This window comes from Flavobacterium sp. GQ95 (assembly GCF_059758655.1).
This window is the reverse complement of the sequence record NZ_JCAXEB010000007.1, coordinates 134520-157650: the sequence shown is the minus strand read 5'-3', so window position 1 is coordinate 157650 and position 23131 is coordinate 134520. Positions and strand designations below refer to the sequence as shown.

Annotated in this window: 19 protein-coding genes; 11 read left to right on the top strand and 8 right to left on the bottom strand. The window is 30.0% G+C overall.

What is annotated here, in order from left to right:
* The 5 genes from AC6CH4_RS14840 to AC6CH4_RS14820 all read left to right on the top strand — a co-directional run bounded on the left by AC6CH4_RS14840 (position 1) and on the right by AC6CH4_RS14820 (position 4106).
* A complete protein-coding gene (locus AC6CH4_RS14840; protein WP_498104231.1) occupies positions 1-555 on the top strand; it encodes an alpha/beta fold hydrolase in 555 nt (184 codons plus the stop codon).
* Complete coding sequence (locus AC6CH4_RS14835) at positions 552-1583, top strand: NAD(P)-dependent alcohol dehydrogenase (RefSeq protein ID WP_498104229.1); 1032 nt, start codon at positions 552-554, stop codon at positions 1581-1583. Before AC6CH4_RS14840 ends, AC6CH4_RS14835 begins: the two co-directional genes overlap by 4 nt.
* Before the next feature lie 68 nt (positions 1584-1651).
* Positions 1652-2200, top strand: coding sequence for a class I SAM-dependent methyltransferase (locus AC6CH4_RS14830; protein ID WP_498104227.1), 549 nt, complete (start codon positions 1652-1654; stop codon positions 2198-2200).
* A 65-nt stretch (positions 2201-2265) separates the two neighbouring features.
* Positions 2266-3600, top strand: coding sequence for an alpha/beta hydrolase family protein (locus tag AC6CH4_RS14825; protein ID WP_498104225.1), 1335 nt, complete (start codon positions 2266-2268; stop codon positions 3598-3600).
* A gap of 170 nt (positions 3601-3770) precedes the next feature.
* Positions 3771-4106, top strand: a complete 336-nt coding sequence (locus AC6CH4_RS14820) for a hypothetical protein (protein WP_498104223.1) — start codon at positions 3771-3773, stop codon at positions 4104-4106.
* 308 nt (positions 4107-4414) lie between these two features.
* Here the strand turns inward: AC6CH4_RS14820 and AC6CH4_RS14815 are convergent, their stop codons facing one another.
* From AC6CH4_RS14815 to AC6CH4_RS14790, 6 genes are all read right to left on the bottom strand, one after another.
* Complete coding sequence (locus AC6CH4_RS14815; RefSeq protein WP_498104221.1) at positions 4415-5695, bottom strand: HlyD family secretion protein; 1281 nt, start codon at positions 5693-5695, stop codon at positions 4415-4417.
* Between the two features lie 74 nt (positions 5696-5769).
* A complete protein-coding gene (locus tag AC6CH4_RS14810; RefSeq protein WP_498104219.1) occupies positions 5770-7962 on the bottom strand; it encodes a peptidase domain-containing ABC transporter in 2193 nt (730 codons plus the stop codon).
* 188 nt (positions 7963-8150) lie between these two features.
* A complete protein-coding gene (locus tag AC6CH4_RS14805; RefSeq protein WP_498104217.1) occupies positions 8151-8960 on the bottom strand; it encodes a tetratricopeptide repeat protein in 810 nt (269 codons plus the stop codon).
* 366 nt (positions 8961-9326) lie between these two features.
* Positions 9327-10526 (bottom strand): hypothetical protein, encoded by a 1200-nt coding sequence (locus AC6CH4_RS14800; protein ID WP_498104215.1) that lies wholly within the window; start codon positions 10524-10526, stop codon positions 9327-9329.
* Positions 10527-10592: 66 nt separating this feature from the next.
* Positions 10593-10745: a hypothetical protein gene (locus AC6CH4_RS14795; RefSeq protein ID WP_498104213.1), complete on the bottom strand. Its 153-nt coding sequence runs from the start codon at positions 10743-10745 to the stop codon at positions 10593-10595.
* A gap of 31 nt (positions 10746-10776) precedes the next feature.
* Positions 10777-10926: a hypothetical protein gene (locus AC6CH4_RS14790; RefSeq protein ID WP_498104211.1), complete on the bottom strand. Its 150-nt coding sequence runs from the start codon at positions 10924-10926 to the stop codon at positions 10777-10779.
* A gap of 457 nt (positions 10927-11383) precedes the next feature.
* Between AC6CH4_RS14790 and AC6CH4_RS14785 the strand changes: the two genes are divergently transcribed.
* The 6 genes from AC6CH4_RS14785 (at position 11384) to AC6CH4_RS14760 (ending at position 19917) form a co-directional block, all read left to right on the top strand.
* Positions 11384-13102 (top strand): helix-turn-helix domain-containing protein, encoded by a 1719-nt coding sequence (locus AC6CH4_RS14785; RefSeq protein WP_498104209.1) that lies wholly within the window; start codon positions 11384-11386, stop codon positions 13100-13102.
* Positions 13103-13224: 122 nt separating this feature from the next.
* Positions 13225-13380, top strand: coding sequence for a hypothetical protein (locus AC6CH4_RS14780; RefSeq protein ID WP_498104207.1), 156 nt, complete (start codon positions 13225-13227; stop codon positions 13378-13380).
* 22 nt (positions 13381-13402) lie between these two features.
* Positions 13403-15100, top strand: coding sequence for a S8 family peptidase (locus AC6CH4_RS14775; RefSeq protein ID WP_498104205.1), 1698 nt, complete (start codon positions 13403-13405; stop codon positions 15098-15100).
* A complete protein-coding gene (locus tag AC6CH4_RS14770) occupies positions 15100-17304 on the top strand; it encodes a lantibiotic dehydratase family protein (RefSeq protein ID WP_498104203.1) in 2205 nt (734 codons plus the stop codon). Before AC6CH4_RS14775 ends, AC6CH4_RS14770 begins: the two co-directional genes overlap by 1 nt.
* Positions 17305-17307: 3 nt before the next feature.
* A complete protein-coding gene (locus AC6CH4_RS14765) occupies positions 17308-18150 on the top strand; it encodes a thiopeptide-type bacteriocin biosynthesis protein (RefSeq protein ID WP_498104201.1) in 843 nt (280 codons plus the stop codon).
* A gap of 288 nt (positions 18151-18438) precedes the next feature.
* The gene (locus AC6CH4_RS14760) at positions 18439-19917 is read left to right on the top strand and encodes a lipopolysaccharide biosynthesis protein (protein ID WP_498104199.1); all 1479 of its coding nucleotides are present in this window, start codon (positions 18439-18441) and stop codon (positions 19915-19917) included.
* 725 nt (positions 19918-20642) lie between these two features.
* Here the strand turns inward: AC6CH4_RS14760 and AC6CH4_RS14755 are convergent.
* Positions 20643-22160 carry a hypothetical protein gene (locus tag AC6CH4_RS14755; protein WP_498104197.1) on the bottom strand — a complete coding sequence of 506 codons (1518 nt, stop codon included), beginning with the start codon at positions 22158-22160 and terminating at the stop codon, positions 20643-20645.
* A 10-nt stretch (positions 22161-22170) separates the two neighbouring features.
* Positions 22171-22989 carry a hypothetical protein gene (locus tag AC6CH4_RS14750; RefSeq protein ID WP_498104195.1) on the bottom strand — a complete coding sequence of 273 codons (819 nt, stop codon included), beginning with the start codon at positions 22987-22989 and terminating at the stop codon, positions 22171-22173.
* Positions 22990-23131: the final 142 nt, after the last annotated feature.

Sequence of the window (23131 nt, the reverse complement as noted above, 5' to 3'; positions counted from 1 at the left end):
ATGATTATGGATAAGCACATATTATTTATTCACGGAGCAGGTGACGGCGGTTATGAAGGAGATGTTGCGTTAGTTGCTTCATTACGAAAAGCTTTGGGAACTGTTTACAAAGTTCATTTTCCAAAGATGCCTACAGATGAAGTACCTTATTTTGGCTCGGGATGGCCAAAGCAAATAGGTGAAGAGATTTCTTCTATAAAAGGTGCAGTTATTTTGGCTGGCCACTCTCTTGGTGCTTCAATGTTGTTAAAATATCTTTCCGAAAAGGAGACCAAAAAAAATATTTCAGGAATTTTTCTCGTTGCACCACCATTTTGGAGCGGTAACGAAGACTGGGTGCAGCCTCTTAAGCTTCAGGAAGATTTTGCTGATAACCTACCGAAAGACATCCCAACTTTTTTCTATCAATGCAAGGATGATGATGTAGTTCCGTTTGATCACTTTACAATCTATAAGCAAAATATGCCCTGGGCAGTTTTTCGTGAAATATCCCATGGGGGTCATCAACTCAATAACGATCTAACCATAGTTGCTAACGATATTAAATCATTATGAAAATCAAAGCCTACGCAATTAAAAAGAAAGGTGGAAAAGCAGAACCTTTTTCCTATAAAAGAACGCTGCGTAAAAATGACGTTTTTGTCAGTATTACTCATTGTAGTATTGCAACAGGAGATATTCAGGGCATTAACAATGAATGGGGCGATACAAAATTTCCAATGGTACCCGGTCATGAAATTATAGGTATAATTGAAAAGACTGGTTCAGCAGTAAAAGGTTTGAAAAATGGAGATCGTGTTGGTGTTGGTTATCAGCAGGAAGCTTGCTTTAAGTGCCAATTTTGCAAAGAAGGTAATGAGCAATTCTGCCCCGAACAGAAAGTAATTGCTGTTGATTGCTACGGAGGTTTAGCAGAAAATATTATTGTTAATGGAAGATTTGCATTCAAACTTCCACGAAAAATAGACTCAGAAAAATCAGTTCCTTTGTTTTCCTCAGGTCTTACCGTATACTCGGCAATTGTTAGGGCTAAATTGCCAAAAAAATCTAATGTTGCAGTACTGGGGATTGGCGGGCTTGGTCAATTAGCAGTCCAGTTTCTTCATAAAATGGGTCATACCGTTTCAGCTTTTTCTCATTCTCCTGAGAAAAAAGATATGATTAAGCAATTGGGAGCAGCATATATAGATAGCTTAAATCTAAATAGCTTAACAGATCATAATAAAAAATTTGATTTTATCCTATCTACCCAAAATGTAGAGTTTGATCTGAACGTTTATTTAAAAATGCTGAAACCGCAGGGAAAGTTTTGTTTAGTAGCTCAACCCTTAAATAAGCTGTCATTCAACGCCGGTTTATTGTATGATTATACTCAACGAACTATCTTTGGTAATTATACAGGTAGTCGGAAAAACATGAAAGATATGTTGGCCTTTTCAGCAAAGCATACTATTGAAAGTAATGTGGATGTTATGCCATTTTCTGAAATGAATAAAGCAATAGAAATGGTTAAAACAGGAAAAACTTTAAGAAGATTAGTTTTGATAAATAAAAAACGAAGCCACAATCCCAGGATAAAATAATAAAGTGTTATAATACTACGGCATCCGGTTACGCAACCGATCGTATTGACGAACTTTCTAAAAAACATTTGGACCGTTTACTATTAAAGGAATTTGCCAGGGCTAACAAACACAAAGGATTATGTGTCGACTTTGGTTGCGGGCCCGGACACGCCACAAAATTTCTGCATGATCACGGTTTAAAAAATATAATAGGCGTTGACTTATCCTCCGAAATGATTGAGAATGCCCAAAGACTTTTTCCTGAAATCAGGTTTGAGACCGGTGATCTTCTTGATCTATCTTTTGAATTAGATTATTTTGGCTCGGCGACTGCATTTTATGCGATTGTACATTTTAATTACGACCAGATCGGGAAAGCGTTTAATGAAATATACAAGGTGCTGAAAAAAGGAGGTCAATTTTTATTTTCCTATCATGTCGGGGACAAGATAGTTCATTTTGATAAAGCTCATGATAAGAACATTGATATTGATTTATATTATTTTCAAACAGACAAAATATTGGAACTGATTGATGCTGCCGGTTTTAGAATAATAGACACCATAGAACGACGTCCATACGAAGCTGTAGAATATGCGACCAGGCGGGCATATATCTGGACTGAAAAAAATTAACAACAACGCCCGCTATCATGGAGACACATCGCCATTAAATACTATCAATGCTATCAAAAATAAATATGAAAAAAATAAATTCAATATTGGTTCTGTTCTGTATAATTGGTTTTTATTTTTCTTTAAGTGGGCAAAGTTTAGGAAACGTAAATAAATCGGATTATTATAAAAACGAAATTTTAAATCCTGTATTTTTTGACCAATTATTAGGCGATTACATTTCTGACGATAAAGAAATAATTGTAATAGGCAGGTCTCAAAAAAAACTGTTTGCATATTTTGAAAAAACAAGATTATACAGAGGTTTGAATAGGATAAATGACACCGTTTGGACGGGCGGAAATACAGTTATAGATAGTGTTTCAATAAACCAATTTGTATTTAATAAAGGCAAATTAGAAGTTTTTAAGAATGATAAATTAATAATTAGGGCAGAAAAATTAAGTCTTTATAAAACAGAAAATATATTTTTTACCAATCAAAATAATATCAAATTAGAGGGGACGGTTTTTAAACCAGTAAGTTCAAATGGTAAAGCTATCGTTATCGTACACGGTTCAGGAAATCAAGACAGAAATGGCAACAACGCTTGCATAAGAATATTGGCAGATGTTTTAGTTAGAAAAGGAATAACTGTTTTTACTTTCGATAAACAAGGTGTTGGAAGTTCAGATGGTAATTGGGAAAAACTAAATTTTACCGAATTGGCAAACGATGCTTTAAGTGCAATAAAATATTTAAAAGACAGAACTGATTTACAATTAACTAAAATTGGTTTAGGCGGTTACAGTCAGGCAGGTTGGGTTATAGCAAGAGCAATAGAGCAAAGCGACAATGTAGATTTTGTTGTAGCCATAAATGCAGCAGGCAGTGGCATAACAGTTGCTGAACAAAATATTTATGATGTAAAAACTCAAATGCAATGTGAAAATAAATTTACTAGTCTGCAAAAATCACAAATCACTTCACAACAAAAATATTTTTTTGACTACCTGTTATATCGTAAAAATGGAGATAAATTAAACGCTATAACTGTAATTCTTAAAAAGGATATTTTACTTAAAGAGTGGTTATATCCTAATACTACTGAAATAGATTTTAATGACAAAACGCAATGGTATAATGCCTTGGAAGTAGGTTTTAACCCCTTACCTATCTGGAAAAAATATCAAAAACCAGCTTTAGTAATTGTATCGGAGTTTGATGATTCTACACCTGCAACAATCGTTCAGAATAATATTTTAAAATTAAAAAACAAAAACATCAACATCCATTTTTTAAAAGACTGCCAGCATTTGGCTTTAGAAACAAATTCTGTTTGTGCTGCAAAAGTTAATAAGTTGAATAAAATTACACCTGGTTTTTTTCCAGAAATTATAAATTGGATGGATAGATTGTAATATGTATTAATAATGAAAACAAAATCAATTAAGCCAATCCTTTTATTTTTAGTTATAACAGTAACTTTAAGTTCGCTATTTTATTTTTTGATTATACAGATGGTTCAGGTCTTTTTTCAACTGGCTTAATGTGGTCGCCAGGCATTACTGCAATTATAACTTGCTTACTATTGAAATTAAAAATTAGTGAACTTGGTTGGCAATGGGGTAAAACCAGTTTTCAGATTTGGAGCTATTCAATTCCTCTACTTTATGCATTTGTTGCCTATTGTATCATTTGGATTTGCGGTTTTGGTGGTTTTGGTGGTTTTGGTGGTTTTTACAACCAAGAATTTATAGTTCTAAAAGCCGAAGCATTTGGATTTAAAAATATTTCCCCATCAATAATGATAGTGGTTTACGTTTTATTAACTGGTACTATCGGAATTATAAAGAGTTGTGCCAATGCATTAGGAGAAGAAATAGGATGGCGAGGTTTTTTGGTTCCACGCTTATTTAAAATTTAGGATATACAAAAACAGCTCTATTAAGTGGTTTGATATGGTCAATTTGGCACTATCCGATTCTATTGTTTGCTGATTTCATATGTCTGTAATGCCCTGCATCAATCTGTTGGGTTGTGAGCAAATCTCTGACAAGCGATGGCTATTCGTTTAGAAGAATTAGGTTTAGTTCATTATTGATTAGCTGAAGTCAATGTCTAGGGTTCAACGATTTCTCGTAAATTATTTATATATGTAATCGATATGATCTTTTTTCTTATGTGCTTCATAAAACTTTTGCACAAATAATCCTTCTCACTTTAAAATTATCTTTATCTTTTAAAAATATCTCTAAACTGGTATAATAATCGTTCAATCAGCCTTAAATCCTCAGTGATAATTTCGGCAGTTCCTTGCATTTCTTGTTGAAAATATATCGTTTTATGGTATGATGTTTCTAGTTTTTTTGGCAAAGATACATCGACCAATAAATTACCATCTTTGTCCGGTGTTAGTGAAATATTACTAATTTTACCTTTTAACAAACCAAATTGACTGTCCGGGAAATTTGTTAATCTAATATTGACCTCCTGACCTTCCTGGATTTTACCAGAATTTAGCGCTGGTGCTTTTAATTTTCCAACATAACCTTTTTCTAAAATTGGGATTATCGAAAAAATAGTTTCACCACTGGAAATAGTTTGATTGGCAGTCCAAATTTGTAAAAAAGATACTTTTCCATTAACTGATGACTTTAAAACGTAAGCTAATTCCCAATCTTTTATAACCTTCTTCAACTGATAAAAAGCTTGTGTTTTAGCTCTTTTTAAATTTATTTCCTCCTTAGTTCCATTAATTTTTGTGTTTTTATTATTCTTAAAATTATCATTTAAAGCAGATTTTAATTGTGATATACTACTCAACAAATTTCTATAACTTTTCTCGGCCTGAATATACCCAAGTTTTTTATTTTCAAAATCCTGAGTTGAAAGAATTCCTTTATTAAACAAAGTTTGGTAACGATCAAGATCATTTCTTTGCAATTGTAATTCACTTTCATTTAATTTTTTTTGTTGAACCAAAAGATTTAATCGCTCTCTAATTTGAACGGTTTCTTCATTTTGCGCATTTCCTTCTACTTGAAAAGGTTTTAAATTAGCATTCAATTCATATGCTACGTAAGCAGTATGAAAAAGAGAATAAGCACTTTCTATATCTCCTAGCTGTATATTATCTAATTTTGTAAAATCAAAATCGCTTCCATTAGAATATTGTTGAATTTGTTTTTCTAATGAAAATACATCTTTATAATTGGCCGCGTTTTGTACAATAGCTAAGGGTGTATTTTCCTCTACAATATCTTTATCATTTACCAATATAATTTCTATTTCCCCTGAGGATTTTGCTACTATTTTTTCTGGCGGAATATTTGTCGTAAGTACTATTGGAGTTGCAATAATATCTGGATATTTTATAATCCATGATAAAATTAATAGAATAATAACAAATCCCAATAAGAGTGAGTTTCCCCACTTTAATATTGAATGAGGCGGATCAGAAAGAACATCTCTTACTTCCTCGCTATATATTTTTAATCCATCACTCAATTCCATCACATTATCTATTTATTATTAACACTTGATCTTTGTTTCTAAAAATTATATCATTAATTCTCATTCATAATACCTTAGTTTCCCAGTTCTAATTGATTTTTAACCAATTCGTAATATTTGCCTTTCAGCATTGTTAAGTATTCATGAGTTCCTTGTTCCACTACTGCTCCATTTTCAAGAACAATAATTTTATCAGCATTTTTTACTGTACTAAGACGATGAGCAATAACAATAGCAGTTTTGCCTTTCAAAAAAGTGTCCAAGTTTTCCATTATTACTTTCTCATTATTTGCATCAAGGGCAGATGTTGCTTCATCAAAAAAAACATAAAACGGGTTTTTATAGACGGCTCTTGCAATCATTATTCGTTGTTCCTGTCCTCCACTTAATCTTATTCCCGATGTCCCTAATTCTGTGTTGTACTTATTTGGTAATTTTTGAATAAAATCTTCAATATTGGCAACAAATGCAGCATTATTTAATTTCTCTCTATTAATAACCTCATTTTGTTCAGATTCTGAAATATTACCTGCAATAGAATCATTAAACATAAATGTATCCTGCATCACTGCACCACAATTAGAACGCCAGTAGTCGTTATTAATATCCATTAAATCTATTGAGCCAACGGTTATACTGCCGTTGGTGGGTTCATAAAACTTTAACAGCAATTTCATTAAAGTTGTTTTACCGCTTCCACTAGCTCCTACAATAGCTGTTGTTTTTCCCTCGGGTATACTGCAGTTTAGATTTTTTAAAACATAAGGAGTTGATTTCCCACCGTACCTATACGATAAATCTTTTATTTCGATAGTCTTAACTTGTGACAGTTCATTAACTTTATGGGCATTCAAATCATCTTCATCTTCTTTACAATGTACCTGTGCTAATCTTTCTAAACTTATTTTGGCATCTTGCCAGGTTTGTATAAAAGTCACAAAATTTCCCAATGGTAAATTTAACTGCCCTACGATATACTGAATCGTCACCATCATTCCAATTGTTAATTCTCCATCAACAACTGCTTTTGCGGAAAGAAAAGTAATTGTGACGTTTTTTAATTCGTTTAACAATGTTGCTCCAATGGATTGATATTGCGCAAGTTTAAGTGTGCTTAATGATGTTTTAAAAAGACTAATTTGCGTGTGCTCCCATTTCCAACGGTTTTTTCTCTGCGAATTATTAATTTTTATTTCCTTGACACCATTGATCATTTGAATTAAATTAGTTTGACTTTGTGAAGTCTGATCAAATCGTTTATAATCTAATTCAGCTCTTTTTTTTAAGAAAAAGAAAGTCCAACCTACATATAGAACAGAGGCAACTATAAACACAAAAAAGATTTTCAAATTATAGTATATCAAAATAAAGTTGAAAATAACAAAAGTGACCATCGAAAAAAGCATATTCAAAGTTGAAGAAGAAACAAAATTTTGAATTCGGGTATGATCAGTTATTCTTTGGAGATGCTCGCCTGTATTTCTGGTATCAAAAAAAGAAATTGGCAGTTTTAGCATTTTATATAAAAAATCTGAAATCATTTTTATATTGAAACGGCTTGTAACATGAATTAAAATCCATTCTCTGAAAACAGTAACAATTGTCTGAGACAAAATTAAAACCAATTGTGAAATTAGGATTAGATAAATAAAAGGAACATCTCGGTGATTTACTCCAATATCAACCACTGACTGCATTAAAAATGGTAATATAAACTGGATTATAGTTCCAACAAGCAATCCAACAAACAACTGAAATATTAATTTTTTATATGGTCTGAAGTAAGGCACCAAAAATGAAAATCCTCCGATTTTGGTTTTATCTTCTTCAAGATTGTAAAATTTTGCATTAGGTTCCAGTAATAACACAAAACCATTTCCGTCATCCGTGTTTGTCCATGCTTTTTTGAATTCCAGATGTGAATACGTTAATAATCCCAATGCAGGATCAGCAACAAAAATTTTGTCTTTTGTAGTTTTGTAAACTACAACAAAGTGTTTTTGACGCCAGGGTACAACAAATGGAACTGGCGCATCACTAATCAAACTTTCTAAACCAATACGCATTCCCAACGTACGCATTTCAATAGCTTCAGCTGCCTCAGCAATTCCGGCCATCGTCACTCCTATTTTGGTAATACCTGCTTTGTCTCTGAGAAATTCTCTGGATATAGTTTTACCATAATGTTTTGCAATTATTCTCAAACAAGTTGGACCACAGTCTTTATTATCTAGTTGCTTAAAATGTGGAAACTCTTTTTTAGTCATTTATGTTTTATGCTTAAATCAACGTTTATATATATTTTTGCAAATTTATTTTATTGATTTTTATTATTAAATGGTCAGTTAACAGGCTAACAAATTAAAATTTTAATTCACTGCTGTTAGATAACGAGTGTGAGTAAAGCCGATTTTTAGACAATTTAAAATCTTAATCTTTTGATTCTCAATGGCAATTATTTTTGCCATTTTTTTTGATAAGGGTAAGTTTCGTATACTGTATTATCTTCATTTATTGTATATCCTAATTTTGCATCTTCTTTTGCTTCTGTAAATAAAGCTTTAATATCCTCCGGCCTCGCTCCCATTCTAGCCATACAAACTGACTTGTAATATTTTGCATCTGAAAAATTAGGATATATCTTTAATGCTTTATCAAATAAAACAATTGCTTCTTCCCATTTTTGCAGTTCATATTTTGCAATTCCATAATAAAATAAAGCTGTAGGATGCTCTAGTCCCTGCCTATTTTTAAAAATATCCTCATTATATTCTTTGAATAAATTCTCGGCTTTTTCATATTCATTTAATTGTAAATTGCATAATCCAATATAAAAACTGTAGGTATGATCCATTCTATACCCATTTCCATATTTTTTAATACAATCTTCAAAATCCACAATTGCATCTTTGTAAGTTTTAGCAAAAATACACTTGATAAATGCCCTATACGGCAACCATTCATTTGGGTCATACTGAACTGCTTTATCAATAAACGCCATTCCAACTTCATACTTTTGGGCTTTAAAAAATGGCATTGCCTTTTGCTGCCATAAATAAGCTATAGTACTGTCTTTTTTTAACCCTTCATCCAGACAGTTCTGCCATTCTACCATCTTATAATTATAATTATGATGTTCAGCACAATTTGTTAAATATTCCTGAATAATGATTTCCTGCCCTTTTTTTACTGTCTCAAGATTCACCTGAGCTTTTGAAAACTGCACAAAAAAAGATAGTACAAGTGAAAGGACTATTTTTATCATATTGATTATTTTGTAATTTAGAAGATTAAAATTTTTGAATGCAAAGTTGTAAGACTGCTTAATATAATATCAAGATATTTTTCTATAATAAAGTACATGCTTCTATTCCCTTAAGAGTTAAAACATTCTCTATACCATTATAAAATGAGTTTATGTTTTTCCAATTTATCTAAATGAGAGGAACATTTATTGAGATTAAAGCTACTCTTCCCAGAGCTTCTTTTCTCTACTTTAAGTCAAATCCATCATTTATTAAACAATCATTCATGCACAGTAAAGCACGTATAAGTAGTTATAAAGTGTGTGTATCTGGAAATATACGGTTCTATGATCATTTATTTTTAACACATTTCTACATTTTGTTTCTTAGAATTGTTTATTCAACTCACTTGATTCCAACGCTATTGGATTTAATTCTATGAATTTTTCATAAGTAAAATTATAAGGCTGATTATCCAGTTTTAATATTTTTACTTCTTTATACCATTTATTGTACATTTCTTTCCATTTATCCTTTATTACTTTATAGATTAAAAGGCCCTGATCTGTGAAATAATCATTAGATACTATATCCGAATTAATATCACTTTCTATAAGTAATAAATCACTATAACATTTATTAATATAGAAAACAATCCGACCTATTGCCTCGTGTTTTTGCTTTCCTTCAAAAGCGCCATTTTCAATACAACTGTCCAAACAAATAAAACTGGTATAATAGGTATATAAAGCATGATATACAATGTATATGCTTCGTCTTTCTATAAAGGGGCCTTCTAATGTTTTTAAAACATGCTCTTTATTTATCTTAAAGAATTTGTCTGCATCAAAAGTTATGGAATTAAGAATTACATGCCCAGTCTGATGTGCAATATCATCTACAAAAAAAACTTCATCATAACATTTCTGGTATGCATTATAAAATCCAATTCCATGTGCCAAAAAAGTTGCAAATGAGTTACGCTGGTAGGTATCAACATCAAAAATCACACACTTAGGAGCATACTTTTCTATTAAATCAAATTGCTTAGGAACGTATTTCTTTATTAAATTATACGCGTTAGTAAGATGGTTCAAATGTTTTTTTGAAATATTTTCGATCTCTACATCCACCAAATTTAAATCAGTATTAAAATAACACTTTTTAAGCAATGGTATACTGTATTTTACTAATTCAATTTTTGTATTTTCAATTAATTGAAGTTTCTCAAATTCATAATCAATTTTTTGACCTTCTTTAAAAAGTTTTGAATTCTGCTTATCGTATAAAAAACTTTCATCTTTATATTTCGTATGCAGCCATCCTACATTTGGTATATAAATACGTCCGTATTCATCAGAAAAAACCATGTAAATTAAATCTTTAGAAGCATAGCCATAAATCAAACTTTCAATATTTTGAATAGTATCAGTTTTACTATTAAAAAACGCGAATAATAGAGGTTCTTTATAAATTAACTCATTTTCAAAATCTAAGATTTCAAAAATATCCTTATTTTTTTTATAGAGAAGTATTCTAATTTGATTTAGTACTTCATTTTCAATATTATCAAACAATTCGTGCATATATTTTAATACATTTAATAAAAGGCAAAGAATTGTATCTACAATTCTTTGCCTTAATTTGATTAATTAGATTCTTGGCATTTCCAGATATTTCTGAATTCCACCCCAAATTCCGTGGCAGTCACTTTGAACCATATTTCCACCTTCGATTTTACTTAGAACATCAACTTCTTGAATTTCTACATTTAACTCTTTAAATTCTTCTAAACTTAGTTTCATAATTTTTATTTAAATAGGTTAATAATTTTTATTAGTGAGGTAATTCATAAGGTCCAAAATCGCCCAACCAGTCACCTTTAGGATGACAGTCTTGCATTATTCCCCCTGAAATACTTTCCAACAACTCTTCTGAAGCGATTGCCTCTGCTCTTGTTTTTAGAGCTTCTAAACTTAATTTCATAGTTTTAAATTTATTGACATAATAAACCGTGTCATCGGCTTGCTTGCAAGCGTTCTATTTATATACATTTCTTTCACAACTGGCCATTTGTAAAATAGTATGTAGTTAAATTCTTTTTACTTTGAAATATCATGTAATCAATTTGTTTTTTTATAAAATTCAAAAATTACCAATATTGCTATTTGAGATAAATATTCCTATTTCAAATTTATAAACGTAAGCTATTTCTTTCGGTTGTCATTTACCATAAAAAATGTCTCATATTTCGAAGTCAAAACTAGATAAACATGACATCTAGCGCAAACTAAGTCAATCGGAATTCAGGAATTTCGATATGAAATTCCCGAATTTGGTACAAAAAAAAGCTTAACAACATGATTATCAATGCTATTAATTTTGCCATATTTATACTTAAAATCTTATAGAGATACTCTATTTTTGAAAGAAATTAAAGCATATGAAATATTTAAAATATATCATCATCACATTTTTAGTAGTTTTTCCAACTCTTCTTTTATCTCAATCAACAAAAAAGAGTTTGTTAAAATTTTCTTACAAGGGATTAAAAGAGTCATATTGGCAAAATGAAAAAAACAAAAGCCTTCAAATAAATTATGCGAAAGCTTACTTATTAAAAGCAAAAAATGAGAATAATGCTATTGAAAAAGCGCGAGGATCTTATTTACTATCGTTAGTATTAGAAAACGACAAAGCCTTACAATACCTAGATAGTGCAATCAATTACACCAAAAAATTAAACGATACAAAATATCCAGCTTACGCTTACTCTGGAAAAGGTTATGTATATAAAAAACAATATAAATATAAAGAAGCTATTGACAACTTTTTGATTGCTGAAAGTATTGCTAAAAAAAACAATCCAGATTTATATTATGATACAAAATTTTCTATTGCAGTTTTAAGATCTGAAGAATTAGGACAAGTAAAAGAAGCACTTACTTTATATAAAGAATGTTTTGATTATTATAAGGATAAAAAAGTTAGGGATTCTGTATATTATTTTTCATACCAAATAGTGCTTTTTGGTCTTGCAGATGCATATAAAACTTTGAAACTTTCAGATTCGGCAACCTATTATAATAAACTAGGTTATCTTGAATCTAAAGCAACGAAAAGAAAGCTTAACAACGCTCTTTTTATATTAAATGAGGGTGCTAATCAGGCTTTTAAAAGAAATTATAAAGTTGCACTAGATAGTATACATAAAGCATTACCTACAATAATCCATTATAAAGATCAAGGAAATACTCTAGCCGCTTACTATTATACTGCCATAGTATATACCGGTTTAAATAATAAGAAAGAGGCGGTAAAAAATTTTATTAAGGTAGATTCCATATATAATATTGCGAAAAGAATTACGCCTGAATTTGTTAGTGGATATCCCTATTTAATTTCTTACTTTAAAAACAATGATGACAAAAAAAACCAATTAAAGTTTTTAACAAGGTACATGTATATCGATAGCATTCTTCATACTAACTATAAAGAGTTGACCAAACAATTGCAAAAAGAATATGATACTCCTAATTTAATTGAAGAAAAAGAAAATTTGATAAAAACACTGGAAAACGACAATACCAAATCGTATTGGAGTATTGGAATTTTGATCTTATTAACATTGTTAACAATAGCAATAGCTTTTTATCAATATAAATTAAAGAAAAGTTATCATTCCCGTTTTGAAAAAATAATTCAGAACTCTGAAAATGCCAATGAAATAAAAATATCAAAAAAAGAACAAGAATCCAAATCAGATAAATCTAATCCAGAAATTATTGGTATAAATGAAGAATTAATAAATCAAATTTTGAAAAAATTAAATGACTTTGAAATTACAAAGGGATTTTTAGAAACTAATATAACTGTTCAATCATTATCCGAAATATTTGAAACCAATAATAAATATGTTTCGAGAATAGTAAATGTATATAAAGAAAAAACGTTTATTCAATATATAAATGATTTAAGAATTGACTACGCTGTAAACGCATTAAAAGAAGATAACAAACTAAAAAAATATACTATCCAAGCTCTCGCAATAGAATTTGGTTTTAATAGTGCTGAGTCATTTTCAACAGCTTTTTATAAAAAAACAGGTATAAAACCAACATACTTCATCAAACAATTACAAGAACTAGACAAAAAACATTGAACTGATATTTAGATGATTACATTTTTTTCTTTATCGAAATTCGGGAATTTCGATAAAGAAAAAAGAAAAAAAGAAATTCTGCAAAAACTCCGTCCTATATTTGAAAAATAAATTTTATAAACATGAAAACAGAAAAGAGTAAAAAAGAGGTTAAAAAATTTGATTTAGAAAAATTTAATGTTGCAAAATTAAAAAACTTACAATCTATCAATGGAGGAAAATCTCCCGGAGATGAAACTATAACAGATTCTCTACACGGAAACGATAGAAAAGATTAAACTTCGCACAAAAATAATTTCAATGAAATTCCCTTTTACATTATTGTTGATTTGCAGCCTATTTATAGGCTGCAAATCTTTAAAAGAAAAAAAGAATACTACTTCTAATAACAAAAATGAATTAACAGTATTATCACCGAAGTCTTGGTACCAAAAAGATTATCAGTTAAATCAAATTCCTGGAATATCGATAGATAAATGGTTTAACGAAAATCAAAAAAAATCAAAAAAAGATATTATTGTTGCTGTAATAGATACTCAAGTAGATATAAATCATGAAGATTTGCAAGGTCAATTTTGGACAAATCCAAAAGAAATTGCTAATAATAATATTGATGATGATCATAATGGCTATATCGATGATGTGAATGGATGGAATTTTACGTCAAATAAAAATGAAGAATACGTAGTTTGGGGCAATTTTGAGTATGTTAGATTAATTAAACAATTAGACCCTTTGTTTAAAGACAAAAAAGAAACTGAAATTCCGTCTCAAGAGCTATCTAACTATAAAGAATACCAGAGGGCTATTAAAGTTTTTGAAACTGAAACCATTTCATATGGAAGATGGGTAAGTTCCTTAAATCATAGTATTTCAATTTATCCTCTAGTAAAAGATACTCTAAAACATTATTTTCCAAAAGAGGATTATAACTACAAACAATTAGATAGCTTTTATAAACTGCATAAGATAAATGACAAGACTTATAGACAAATGCGAGAAAGTAATGATAAAGACTTAGGCGCATTAACCTATTATATGATGATTAATATTAGAAATAATGAACAAACTTTAGAAGCTCTCAAAAAGAGTCAGGTTGAATTAGATTCTATTATAAATAGAAATTTAAATAAAAATTTCAATGATAGAAAACTAATAGGCGATAACCCTAATGTTTTAGAAAAAGGATATGGCAGTAAAAATGTAAGTATCACAAAAAAGGGATTTAAAAATCTTCAAGGGCATGCTACAAAAGTAACAGGAATAATAGCAGCAAATAAAAATAATAATCTCGGTATTAAAGGGTTTTCTGAGAATATAAAAATTATGCCACTTATTACCTCTTATTCTGGAGATGAAAACGATAAGGATATTGCAATGGCAATATATTATGCGGTCGATAATGGTGCAAAAGTGATTAATATGTCTTTTGGAAAAGAATTTTCAGTACATCAACACTGGGTTTCAGATGCTTTTAAATATGCTGAAAAACATGATGTTTTATTAGTGCATGGATCAGGTAATGGACGCTTTAATGCTGATGAAAATTCGTATTATCCTAGTGACAACAATTTTAATGAAACTACTGAATTTTGTAATAATTTTATTAATGTTGGTTCAACTTCAGAAAGGTTAGACAGTACATTTGTTTCTAGTTTTTCAAACTATGGAAAAATTAAAGTTGATTTATTTGCTCCCGGAGAAAAAATTTATACAACAACAAAAGACAATAGTTATGAATCTGATTCGGGAACTTCATTAGCTGCGCCTATGGTTTCAGGAACAGCTGCCCTTATTTGGTCTTATTATCCCAAACTAACTGCTGTTGAAATAAAGCAAATTATACTTGATTCAGGTACACCTTATAACCTTGAGGTAATTGTGCCTGGGACAAAAGATAAAAAAGTTTCATTTGCCGAATTATCCAAATCAGGAAAAGTACTAAATGTTTATTATGCTATGAAACTTGCCGAAAAGGTGAGTAAACAGAAAAAGTGATGTCTGATTTTAAAATAAAATGTTTTTCAGAGTATGTTTTGAGAACGCCTTTATTTCCATTGTCTTATTATCTTAAATTAATTAAAAATTATTCTTCAGAAAAAGCAATAGAATTATATAATAATAATTCTGTGATAAGAGAAGCTATTAATTTGGCTTCTCCAGAACTAAGAACAGAGTTAGATAAATGGGCGGCAGAACTTTCCTCATTATCTTATGAAAAGAAAATAGCATTAGAATATACTTTCTTAAAATATACAGCCAGAATATCATCTCGCTGTACTCCATTTGGCTTATTTTCAGGTTGTTCTGTCGGAAATTTAAGTTCGAAAACAAATATTACACTAGATTCGTTAGATAACCACACTAGGGTTACACAATTTGACATGCAATATTGGGTAGCAATGCTACAAGATATTGCAAAAAAAAATGAAGTTATTGTTCATCTTAAATTTTTTCCTAATTCATCAATTTATGAAGTTGGAGATTTTTATCGTTATGTAGAGTATAAATATGTACAAACAAAACGAGAATATAATATTTCTGCATTAAGAGTATCTAATTTATTAAAAGAGATTTTATTTCATGCAAAATCAGGGCTTACTATTGCAAAAATGGTTTCACTGTTAGCTGATGACGATTCCGAGAAAGATCAAGCACAAGAGTTTATTTTTCAATTAATTAAATTTCAATTTTTAATTAGTGAGTTAGAGGCGGTTGTAACAGGAAATGATGAATGGAAAAGATTAGTAAAGATCTTTGATACAATCCCGGTTTTAAATAAAGAAGTTAAATTGTTTAAAAAGTTAAAAGTACATCTCTCGGATTTAGATTCAAATCTAATTCCCTACACGGGTATTTATGAAAGAATAAAAATAACCCTTAATGAAATTGGAACTACTTATGATGAAAAATACCTTTTTCAAACCGATTTAAATATATCGACCTTAAAAAATAATTTAAGCACAACTACTTCTTTAAAAACATTGAAAGCTCTTCAGTTTTTAAATGGTATTCAAACTAAGAAAGAATCGCATAATCTGGAAAATTTTAAAAAAGCTTTTATTCACAGATATGAATCTAAAGAAATGCCTTTAACAACCGTATTGGATCCGGAAATAGGAATTGGTTATGTTCAGGATCATGATATGAATGACAGCCATGACATCTTAGAAAAGTTCTCATTCACAGATAACCGAGTAAAAGACAAAAAACAAGTCTGGACAACTTTTGATTTTATTTTACAAAATAAACTCCATGATAGTCTTTTTAACAACGAAAAAAGCATTGTCCTTTCTGAAAAAGATTTTCCCGATTTTGATAATAGTTTTAAAAATGCTCCTGTTACTTTTTCCGTAATGATTGAAGTCTATACTGGTGAAAAAATAGCTTTAACATCATCTGGTAATGTAAGTGCCGCAAAATTGTTAGGCAGATTTTGCCATGCAAATAATGCTATTGATAATTTAACTAAAAAAATTGTTCAAAAAGAAAACGAATATTATCCGAATAAAATTTTGGCAGAAATTGTACATATCCCAGAATCAAGAACAGGGAACATATTAAGAAGACCTGTGTTGAGAAAGCATGAAATTGCTTATTTATGTAATACAGGCGTTTCGAAAGAAAACAATCTGAATCTGGATGATTTATTTATTTCAATTCAAGGGAATGAAATTATTTTGCGTTCAGAAAAACATAATAAAGAAGTAATGCCATGCATGTCAACTGCACATAATTTTACAAAAAACTCATTACCTATCTATCATTTTTTATGCGACTTAGAATTACAGAATCAAAAACCTATTTTTACTTTTAATTGGGGTGTATTAGAAACACATTATAATTTTTTTCCAAGGGTAATTTATGATGATGTTATACTTTTAAAAGCAAGATGGATAATTAAAAATGAAGAAATAATTCATTTTCACAAAATGAATACTAATATACTAGCAGAAGAATTTTCAAAATTTAAAAGAAATAGAAAAATCCCTCAATATGTAAACTGGGTTAATTTTGACAATACACTTTTGTTCAATCTTGAAACACAAATTGGAATCACCTTATTTTTAAAATCAGTTAAAAACCACGAAAAAGTAATTCTTGAAGAGTTTTTATTCGCAGAAAAATTTATTGTAAAAGATACAATGAATAATAATTTTTGCAATCAAATTATACTATCATATTATAAAGAAAGATCATAAATAATGCAGAGAGATTTTTGCTTGGGCAGTCAATGGCTATATTATAAAATTTATACAGGAGTCAAAACTACTGATTACATTTTACTACAAAAATTAGAACCAATTATATCAAATTTAAAAAATGAAAAAATCATTAAAAAATGGTTTTTTATTCGTTATAGGGATCCAGATGAACATTTGAGAATTCGTTTTTTTGTTGATAATCAAAATAATTTATTGAATATAATACAGGCGTTTTATCCTCTTTTTAATGAATTACTAGAAAAGAACTTAGTATGGAAAATACAAACAGACACTTACAAAAAAGAACTAGAAAGATATGGTGTGGCTACTATGTTAGACTCTGAATTTATTTTTTGGAAAGATACCGAAATGATTTTGCAATATATTGAAATTAAACCATCCTTTTGTAACAATGAAATCCCTCTCTTATTTAGCTTTTATTCAATCGATTCTTTCTTAAATTCATTCCAATTATCGAATCAGGATAAATTATCATTACTTGATGATCTACAAATTTCTTTTAAAAAAGAGTTTGAAATAGAAAAAGAACAAAAAAAGGAAATGGATAAAAGTTATAGATTATTGCATCCTCAAATGAAATTATTATTCTCAGATTCTAATGAATTTGCAGAAATAATAGCTATTGTAAATAATAAATTGCAAGGAATTCAACCCACGATTTTTAAAATTCAATCCGAAATCGAAATTCCTTTACATTCTTTTTTATCCAGTCATATTCACATGATGCTTAATCGGCAATATACATCGAAACAAAGATTTTATGAATTAATCATTTATGATTTTTTATATAGATATTATAAAAATGTAAATTATAAAATCTAAAAATATTTTCTTGTCCACCACTTATTTAGTTTTAATATTCACTTTAGATAACTCAAAAATAGCTCAAGACTTATCACGTTTTTGAACGTTTCTGGTTTATGTAAATTATGATAAAAATGGATTATTGGTAATAAAACAAGGCAAAAAACATATTCAAATAGTCTGATGGAATAGAAAGTATATATTTTGTTTACGATATAGTACTTTAAATCGGAAATAAATGGTGTCCATAACCAAATATAGAAGATCATAATCATTATTGAATTCATAAACAAATATAAATTTATCATGGGGCTTGTATTAAATCAATCACTGAAAAACACTGTAATCACCTATTTTGGATTTGGAATTGGGTCTATAAATACACTTTTTTTATTTCCGCTTTTTTTGGGTGATGTTTACTATGCCGTTATTGGCTACATTTCATCAGCTTCAAATATTATCATGCCTTTATTGGCTTTTGGTATGCAAAACACTTTGATAAAATTTTATTCTCAATGTAAGACAGAGGATGATCGGGCTACTTTTTTATCTTTTACTATTATTACTCCTATTGTTTTATGTATTCCTTTATTACTAATTACAATGTTTTTTTTTAATGATATATTATATATTGTTTCAAAAAAGAATTCGATTGTAAAACATTTTATCTGGCTGATACCTTTTATAGGATTGTGTATGGGATATTTTGAAATATTTTATGCTTGGGCAAGGGTTCACATGCATTCAGTATTTGGAAATTTTTTAAAAGAAGTTGGCCTAAGACTGTTATCTTTAATTTCCTTGATAGCAATCTATTACAAACTAATTACCGTAGTAGAATTTATATACGTAATGGCAGGCACATATTTAATAGCATTAATAGCTATGATAGTGTATGCATGTTACATAAAAAGACCCATTCTTAAAATTCGAATCCCTCATAATACAAAAGAAATATTGATCTATACTTTTTATATTATTCTCTCAGGCAGTATTGCTAACCTATTGTTAGATGTGGATAAAATAATGCTTAATCAATATATTGCGATTGAAAATATAGCCTATTATTCAGTTGCAACATATATAGCATTAATAATTTCTGTTCCAAGCAGATCTATGCATCAAATAACATATCCAATTACGGCACAATTAATGTTTAGAAATCAATATGAAGAATTAAACATTCTATATAAAAAAACATCCATTAATTTGCAAGTGGTCGGGGGCTTTGTAATGTTATGCATATTTGTTAATATTAATCAATTATACCTTCTATTACCACCCGATTATAACAATGGTATTTGGGTTGTTTTTATGATAGGTCTGTCAAAATATTTTGATTTAATTTTAGGAAATAATAATGCTATTATTTTTAATTCAAAATATTACAAAATAGTATTATTTCTAGGATTCTTATTGGTTTTCCTCACCATAAGTTTAAATACATATTTCATTCCGTTATACTCTATCATGGGTGTTGCAATTGCAACTTTAATATCTATTTCAATCTATAGTATTGCAAAACTACTTTTTGTTGTAAAGAGAATGCATTTATTTCCTTTTACTATACAGACAGTATATTCTTTAATAATAACAGCTATTTTATTTTTATCTTTTTATTATTGGGATTTTCCATACCATCCAATAATTAGTATCTGTTTAAAATCTTTTATATTAGCTATATCATATATTTATATCAATTACGTATTTGTAATCTCTCAGGAAATTAATGATGTAATAAATAATATACTAATAAATCGTTTTAAAGCTAAAAATCCAAATTAATAATTTTGATCTTTTTAAAATAAGATTATACAAGCTTAATTTTTTTACTTTATGAAGTTTTAAAAAGAAGAAAGGATTACGACAGTAATAAATCAAATTTCAAAAACAGAACTATTACTAAAATAACAACATAGCACAAACATCTCTAATTAAATAAAATTTCACAAGATAAAAACCAAATATTTTGATTAACAAGCTCATTATTATTGGTTTAATTTTTCTAAATCATCTATAAAATGGGTTCGAGAATTGTCCCGTTAGGCTACTAAATAGTACTTCTAACTATCTTTAAAACTTGAAATTATGTTTTGTGGCAAAAACGGGGCACAAGTTAATTTGGAATGGATACCTTTTTTGTCACAAAAAATTAAGACGGTTTTTAATGATTTTTCACCTGTCTAAGTTTCGTGGCAGAATCATGGCACATGCGGATTTAAAAAAATAGAATCCGGCAAAACCGAGGTCTAAGAAGTTTAGGTTCGAAAGTGTATATGCGCTGTTTTTTTTATCAATAGGTTCGAGTCACATTCCCACTACTAGAAATCTAAAAAAAGCCTGATAAATCTAGATTTCTCAGGCTTTTTTTAGGTCAAATAACCGAATAACGATAAATGATTTATAAATTAATATTTGGTTTATTAAAAACAAGTCAAAATATGAAGATTATTTAAAGTCTTATTTTTCCATTTTAAAAGACCTCTAATGCAAAATAAGTAATAAAGGTGCTATACTATTACTTCCACGTCGCCATCTGGTACCAATGGACAAGTTCCACCGGTAAAACTTACAGTTGCCTGATTCGTCAATACAATTCCACCGATTATTTTCGCTGCATCTTCAGGTTCCATATTTTCACTGGCATGGTTTACATCCTGCGCTACTACATAAATTTTCCATCTTCCATCATCCGTTCTGTTAAAGTAATGAATGCCGGTATACACCCCATCATTCTTGATTTTGTCTGGCTGATTACCACTATCCTCCATGATAAAATCAATCCATTTAGCATCATCATTACGCACTAGAAAACATTTGACAAATAACGATGACCCTTTGAATAATTTACCATTTTCATCATAGAAGGAAGCTTCCACTTTAAAGGCTTCTTTCTTGTAAACCCTAACAATATCAGGAGCATTGACTTCATATCTTGAAAGTAAATGGATATTGGAGTTTATCACTGATTCAGAATAAGCATACGCTTTTTCGATACCACCTGTATCTTTTGTGATTCGTTCATATTTCCAATCAACACCAACTTTAAATGGCTTTCCAAATTCTATAGACTCTAGGTATTTGATGCTTGCAACCAAATTTTCTCTGATTGTAAGCTCACCAATACCTGGTAAAGTTTTATCCTGTCCAATCCTTAATAAATCCCTTTCATCACTATAAACTGCTATCCCGGCCACAACTGCGGCGGCCGCGACGAGTCCTGCTGCCACAGGACTTGTTCCTCCACCTGAACCACAAACTCCAGATGGTGTCGAAGGGCATCCTATTGATGCTGTAACGGACCCTGTTCCGGATGTGGCTTCTACAATAGCTGCCGCAACTAGCAAAAGAAATGCAATAATAGCAATGAGAATTTTCCACCACGGGTCCTGAAAAGGCAAATCGCTGTATTGCCCGGCATACTGTGGGTTTGGAATCCAGCTAGTTTCCTGTTCCAGTGGAAGGAAGAAAACGGGACATAATTCTATTTTCCGCTGCCCAATTGAAAATGTGTAACTAAGATCTTCAAATAATTTAGAGGAGGACTCATTGCGCTTATCCCCTTTTTCTCTACAACATTTTGAACTGTTTACCTCGGTGATTTCTCTGTACTGCAGTGTATAAGTTCCTTCGGGTGTTTGCGCAGAAAAAGTATGATTTGCGGCATTAAAAGCTACCTTTGTTACAAATATTTTCTTTATTATCCTTTGTCTTCCAGCTGAGTTCTCTGCTATAAAACTTATATAATATTCACCTGCAGGAACCCCTGCTATATCTATATCCCAATTTTTTAATAAAGCAGTTCCACTTTCAATTGACGAAACTGTATGTGTTATCGGTGTGATTTGTATTGCGGGGTGCGAAGCGCTTTCTACATATATATTAACATTAGAAAGAGTACTGATACCTGAGTTGATAAAATGCGCATTTAGCTTCATTTTGCCAATACTTGCTTCAAAAATTCCGTCAGGCAGCATCAAACCAGTTATAAGATCAGATGCGAATGGTCTGTTGTTGATTGTGATCATTTTGTTTCATTTACTGGTTAATAATTAAAAATCCTAATCCGCCGGTTTCCATTTTTTCCGAATACTGTGAAACAATAATAAAAGCAAAGTCTCCATCTATCTTCCCGGTTACGGCCATTTGTTTCTTTTGATACCCTTCAAGCGTAATTACTTCTTTATTTTCAACAATTTCATTTGTTTTTTTTGATTTTTCATCCGAATCGGGACAACGTGAATTAGTAAATTCAGCAGAAATAAGTTTGCCTTCTTCCTTTCCCTTAATCATTTTTTGAATTTCAGGAAATTCCTTAATTATTTTATCCACCATTACCTGTTGAATCTTTGTTGTAAATTCTCGTTTTTTGCGCGAACCGTTGTGCATTTCAAAATTCATATGAAACATTGATTTCATCGCCAATAACACTGAAAGGTTTTTCTGGGCTACATGTCTGTCAGTAGGGACATTAAAATCAATTGTCGCGGGTAAGGGATCATTTCCATGAAATGCCTCCGCCAAAATGCATTCATGCCCCTCATTCAAAAATTCTGGAATCCACGGTGTAAGACAAAGAACATCTTCAACCTGACCTGTTGTTAGACTTACAAAAGATTGTCCCACTAATGTTGCCGTATTTCGGTCAACTCCAATAGATGGATTTGCCCAATAAAATTTAACAGTCGCATTGGTTACATTTGAGGTTCCGTTATTTGCTACTTTCGCCATTAAGTAACATGGTGTGCCAGCAATTGGCTGACTTTCTACTGTGTCTCCCGGATTTTTGACGACCCAGACATCTGGACTGAGATACCAATATGGTACTCCGTCACGAATTTCTAATTCTATTGCCATAGCTATAATTTTTATGCCTACTCTTTGATCGGATTTTCGGCACACTCCGATTTGAATTTATGCGAGTATCTTGCTCTTTGGAAGGTAGAATTCATTCAAAAGCAAAAGATCCTGCTATTTGAATAAATTATTTTTGAATAAA

Excerpts from the sequence above, each read along its gene's own strand:
- AC6CH4_RS14840 (WP_498104231.1), top strand. The coding sequence starts at position 1 with ATGATTATGGATAAGCACATATTATTTATTCACGGAGCAGGTGACGGC.
- AC6CH4_RS14835 (WP_498104229.1), top strand. The coding sequence starts at position 552 with ATGAAAATCAAAGCCTACGCAATTAAAAAGAAAGGTGGAAAAGCAGAA.
- AC6CH4_RS14825 (WP_498104225.1), top strand. The coding sequence starts at position 2,266 with ATGAAAAAAATAAATTCAATATTGGTTCTGTTCTGTATAATTGGTTTT.
- AC6CH4_RS14815 (WP_498104221.1), bottom strand. The coding sequence starts at position 5,695 with ATGGAATTGAGTGATGGATTAAAAATATATAGCGAGGAAGTAAGAGAT.
- AC6CH4_RS14810 (WP_498104219.1), bottom strand. The coding sequence starts at position 7,962 with ATGACTAAAAAAGAGTTTCCACATTTTAAGCAACTAGATAATAAAGAC.
- AC6CH4_RS14805 (WP_498104217.1), bottom strand. The coding sequence starts at position 8,960 with ATGATAAAAATAGTCCTTTCACTTGTACTATCTTTTTTTGTGCAGTTT.
- AC6CH4_RS14800 (WP_498104215.1), bottom strand. The coding sequence starts at position 10,526 with ATGCACGAATTGTTTGATAATATTGAAAATGAAGTACTAAATCAAATT.
- AC6CH4_RS14795 (WP_498104213.1), bottom strand. The coding sequence starts at position 10,745 with ATGAAACTAAGTTTAGAAGAATTTAAAGAGTTAAATGTAGAAATTCAA.
- AC6CH4_RS14790 (WP_498104211.1), bottom strand. The coding sequence starts at position 10,926 with ATGAAATTAAGTTTAGAAGCTCTAAAAACAAGAGCAGAGGCAATCGCT.
- AC6CH4_RS14785 (WP_498104209.1), top strand. The coding sequence starts at position 11,384 with ATGAAATATTTAAAATATATCATCATCACATTTTTAGTAGTTTTTCCA.
- AC6CH4_RS14780 (WP_498104207.1), top strand. The coding sequence starts at position 13,225 with ATGAAAACAGAAAAGAGTAAAAAAGAGGTTAAAAAATTTGATTTAGAA.
- AC6CH4_RS14775 (WP_498104205.1), top strand. The coding sequence starts at position 13,403 with ATGAAATTCCCTTTTACATTATTGTTGATTTGCAGCCTATTTATAGGC.
- AC6CH4_RS14770 (WP_498104203.1), top strand. The coding sequence starts at position 15,100 with ATGTCTGATTTTAAAATAAAATGTTTTTCAGAGTATGTTTTGAGAACG.
- AC6CH4_RS14765 (WP_498104201.1), top strand. The coding sequence starts at position 17,308 with ATGCAGAGAGATTTTTGCTTGGGCAGTCAATGGCTATATTATAAAATT.
- AC6CH4_RS14760 (WP_498104199.1), top strand. The coding sequence starts at position 18,439 with ATGGGGCTTGTATTAAATCAATCACTGAAAAACACTGTAATCACCTAT.
- AC6CH4_RS14755 (WP_498104197.1), bottom strand. The coding sequence starts at position 22,160 with ATGATCACAATCAACAACAGACCATTCGCATCTGATCTTATAACTGGT.
- AC6CH4_RS14750 (WP_498104195.1), bottom strand. The coding sequence starts at position 22,989 with ATGGCAATAGAATTAGAAATTCGTGACGGAGTACCATATTGGTATCTC.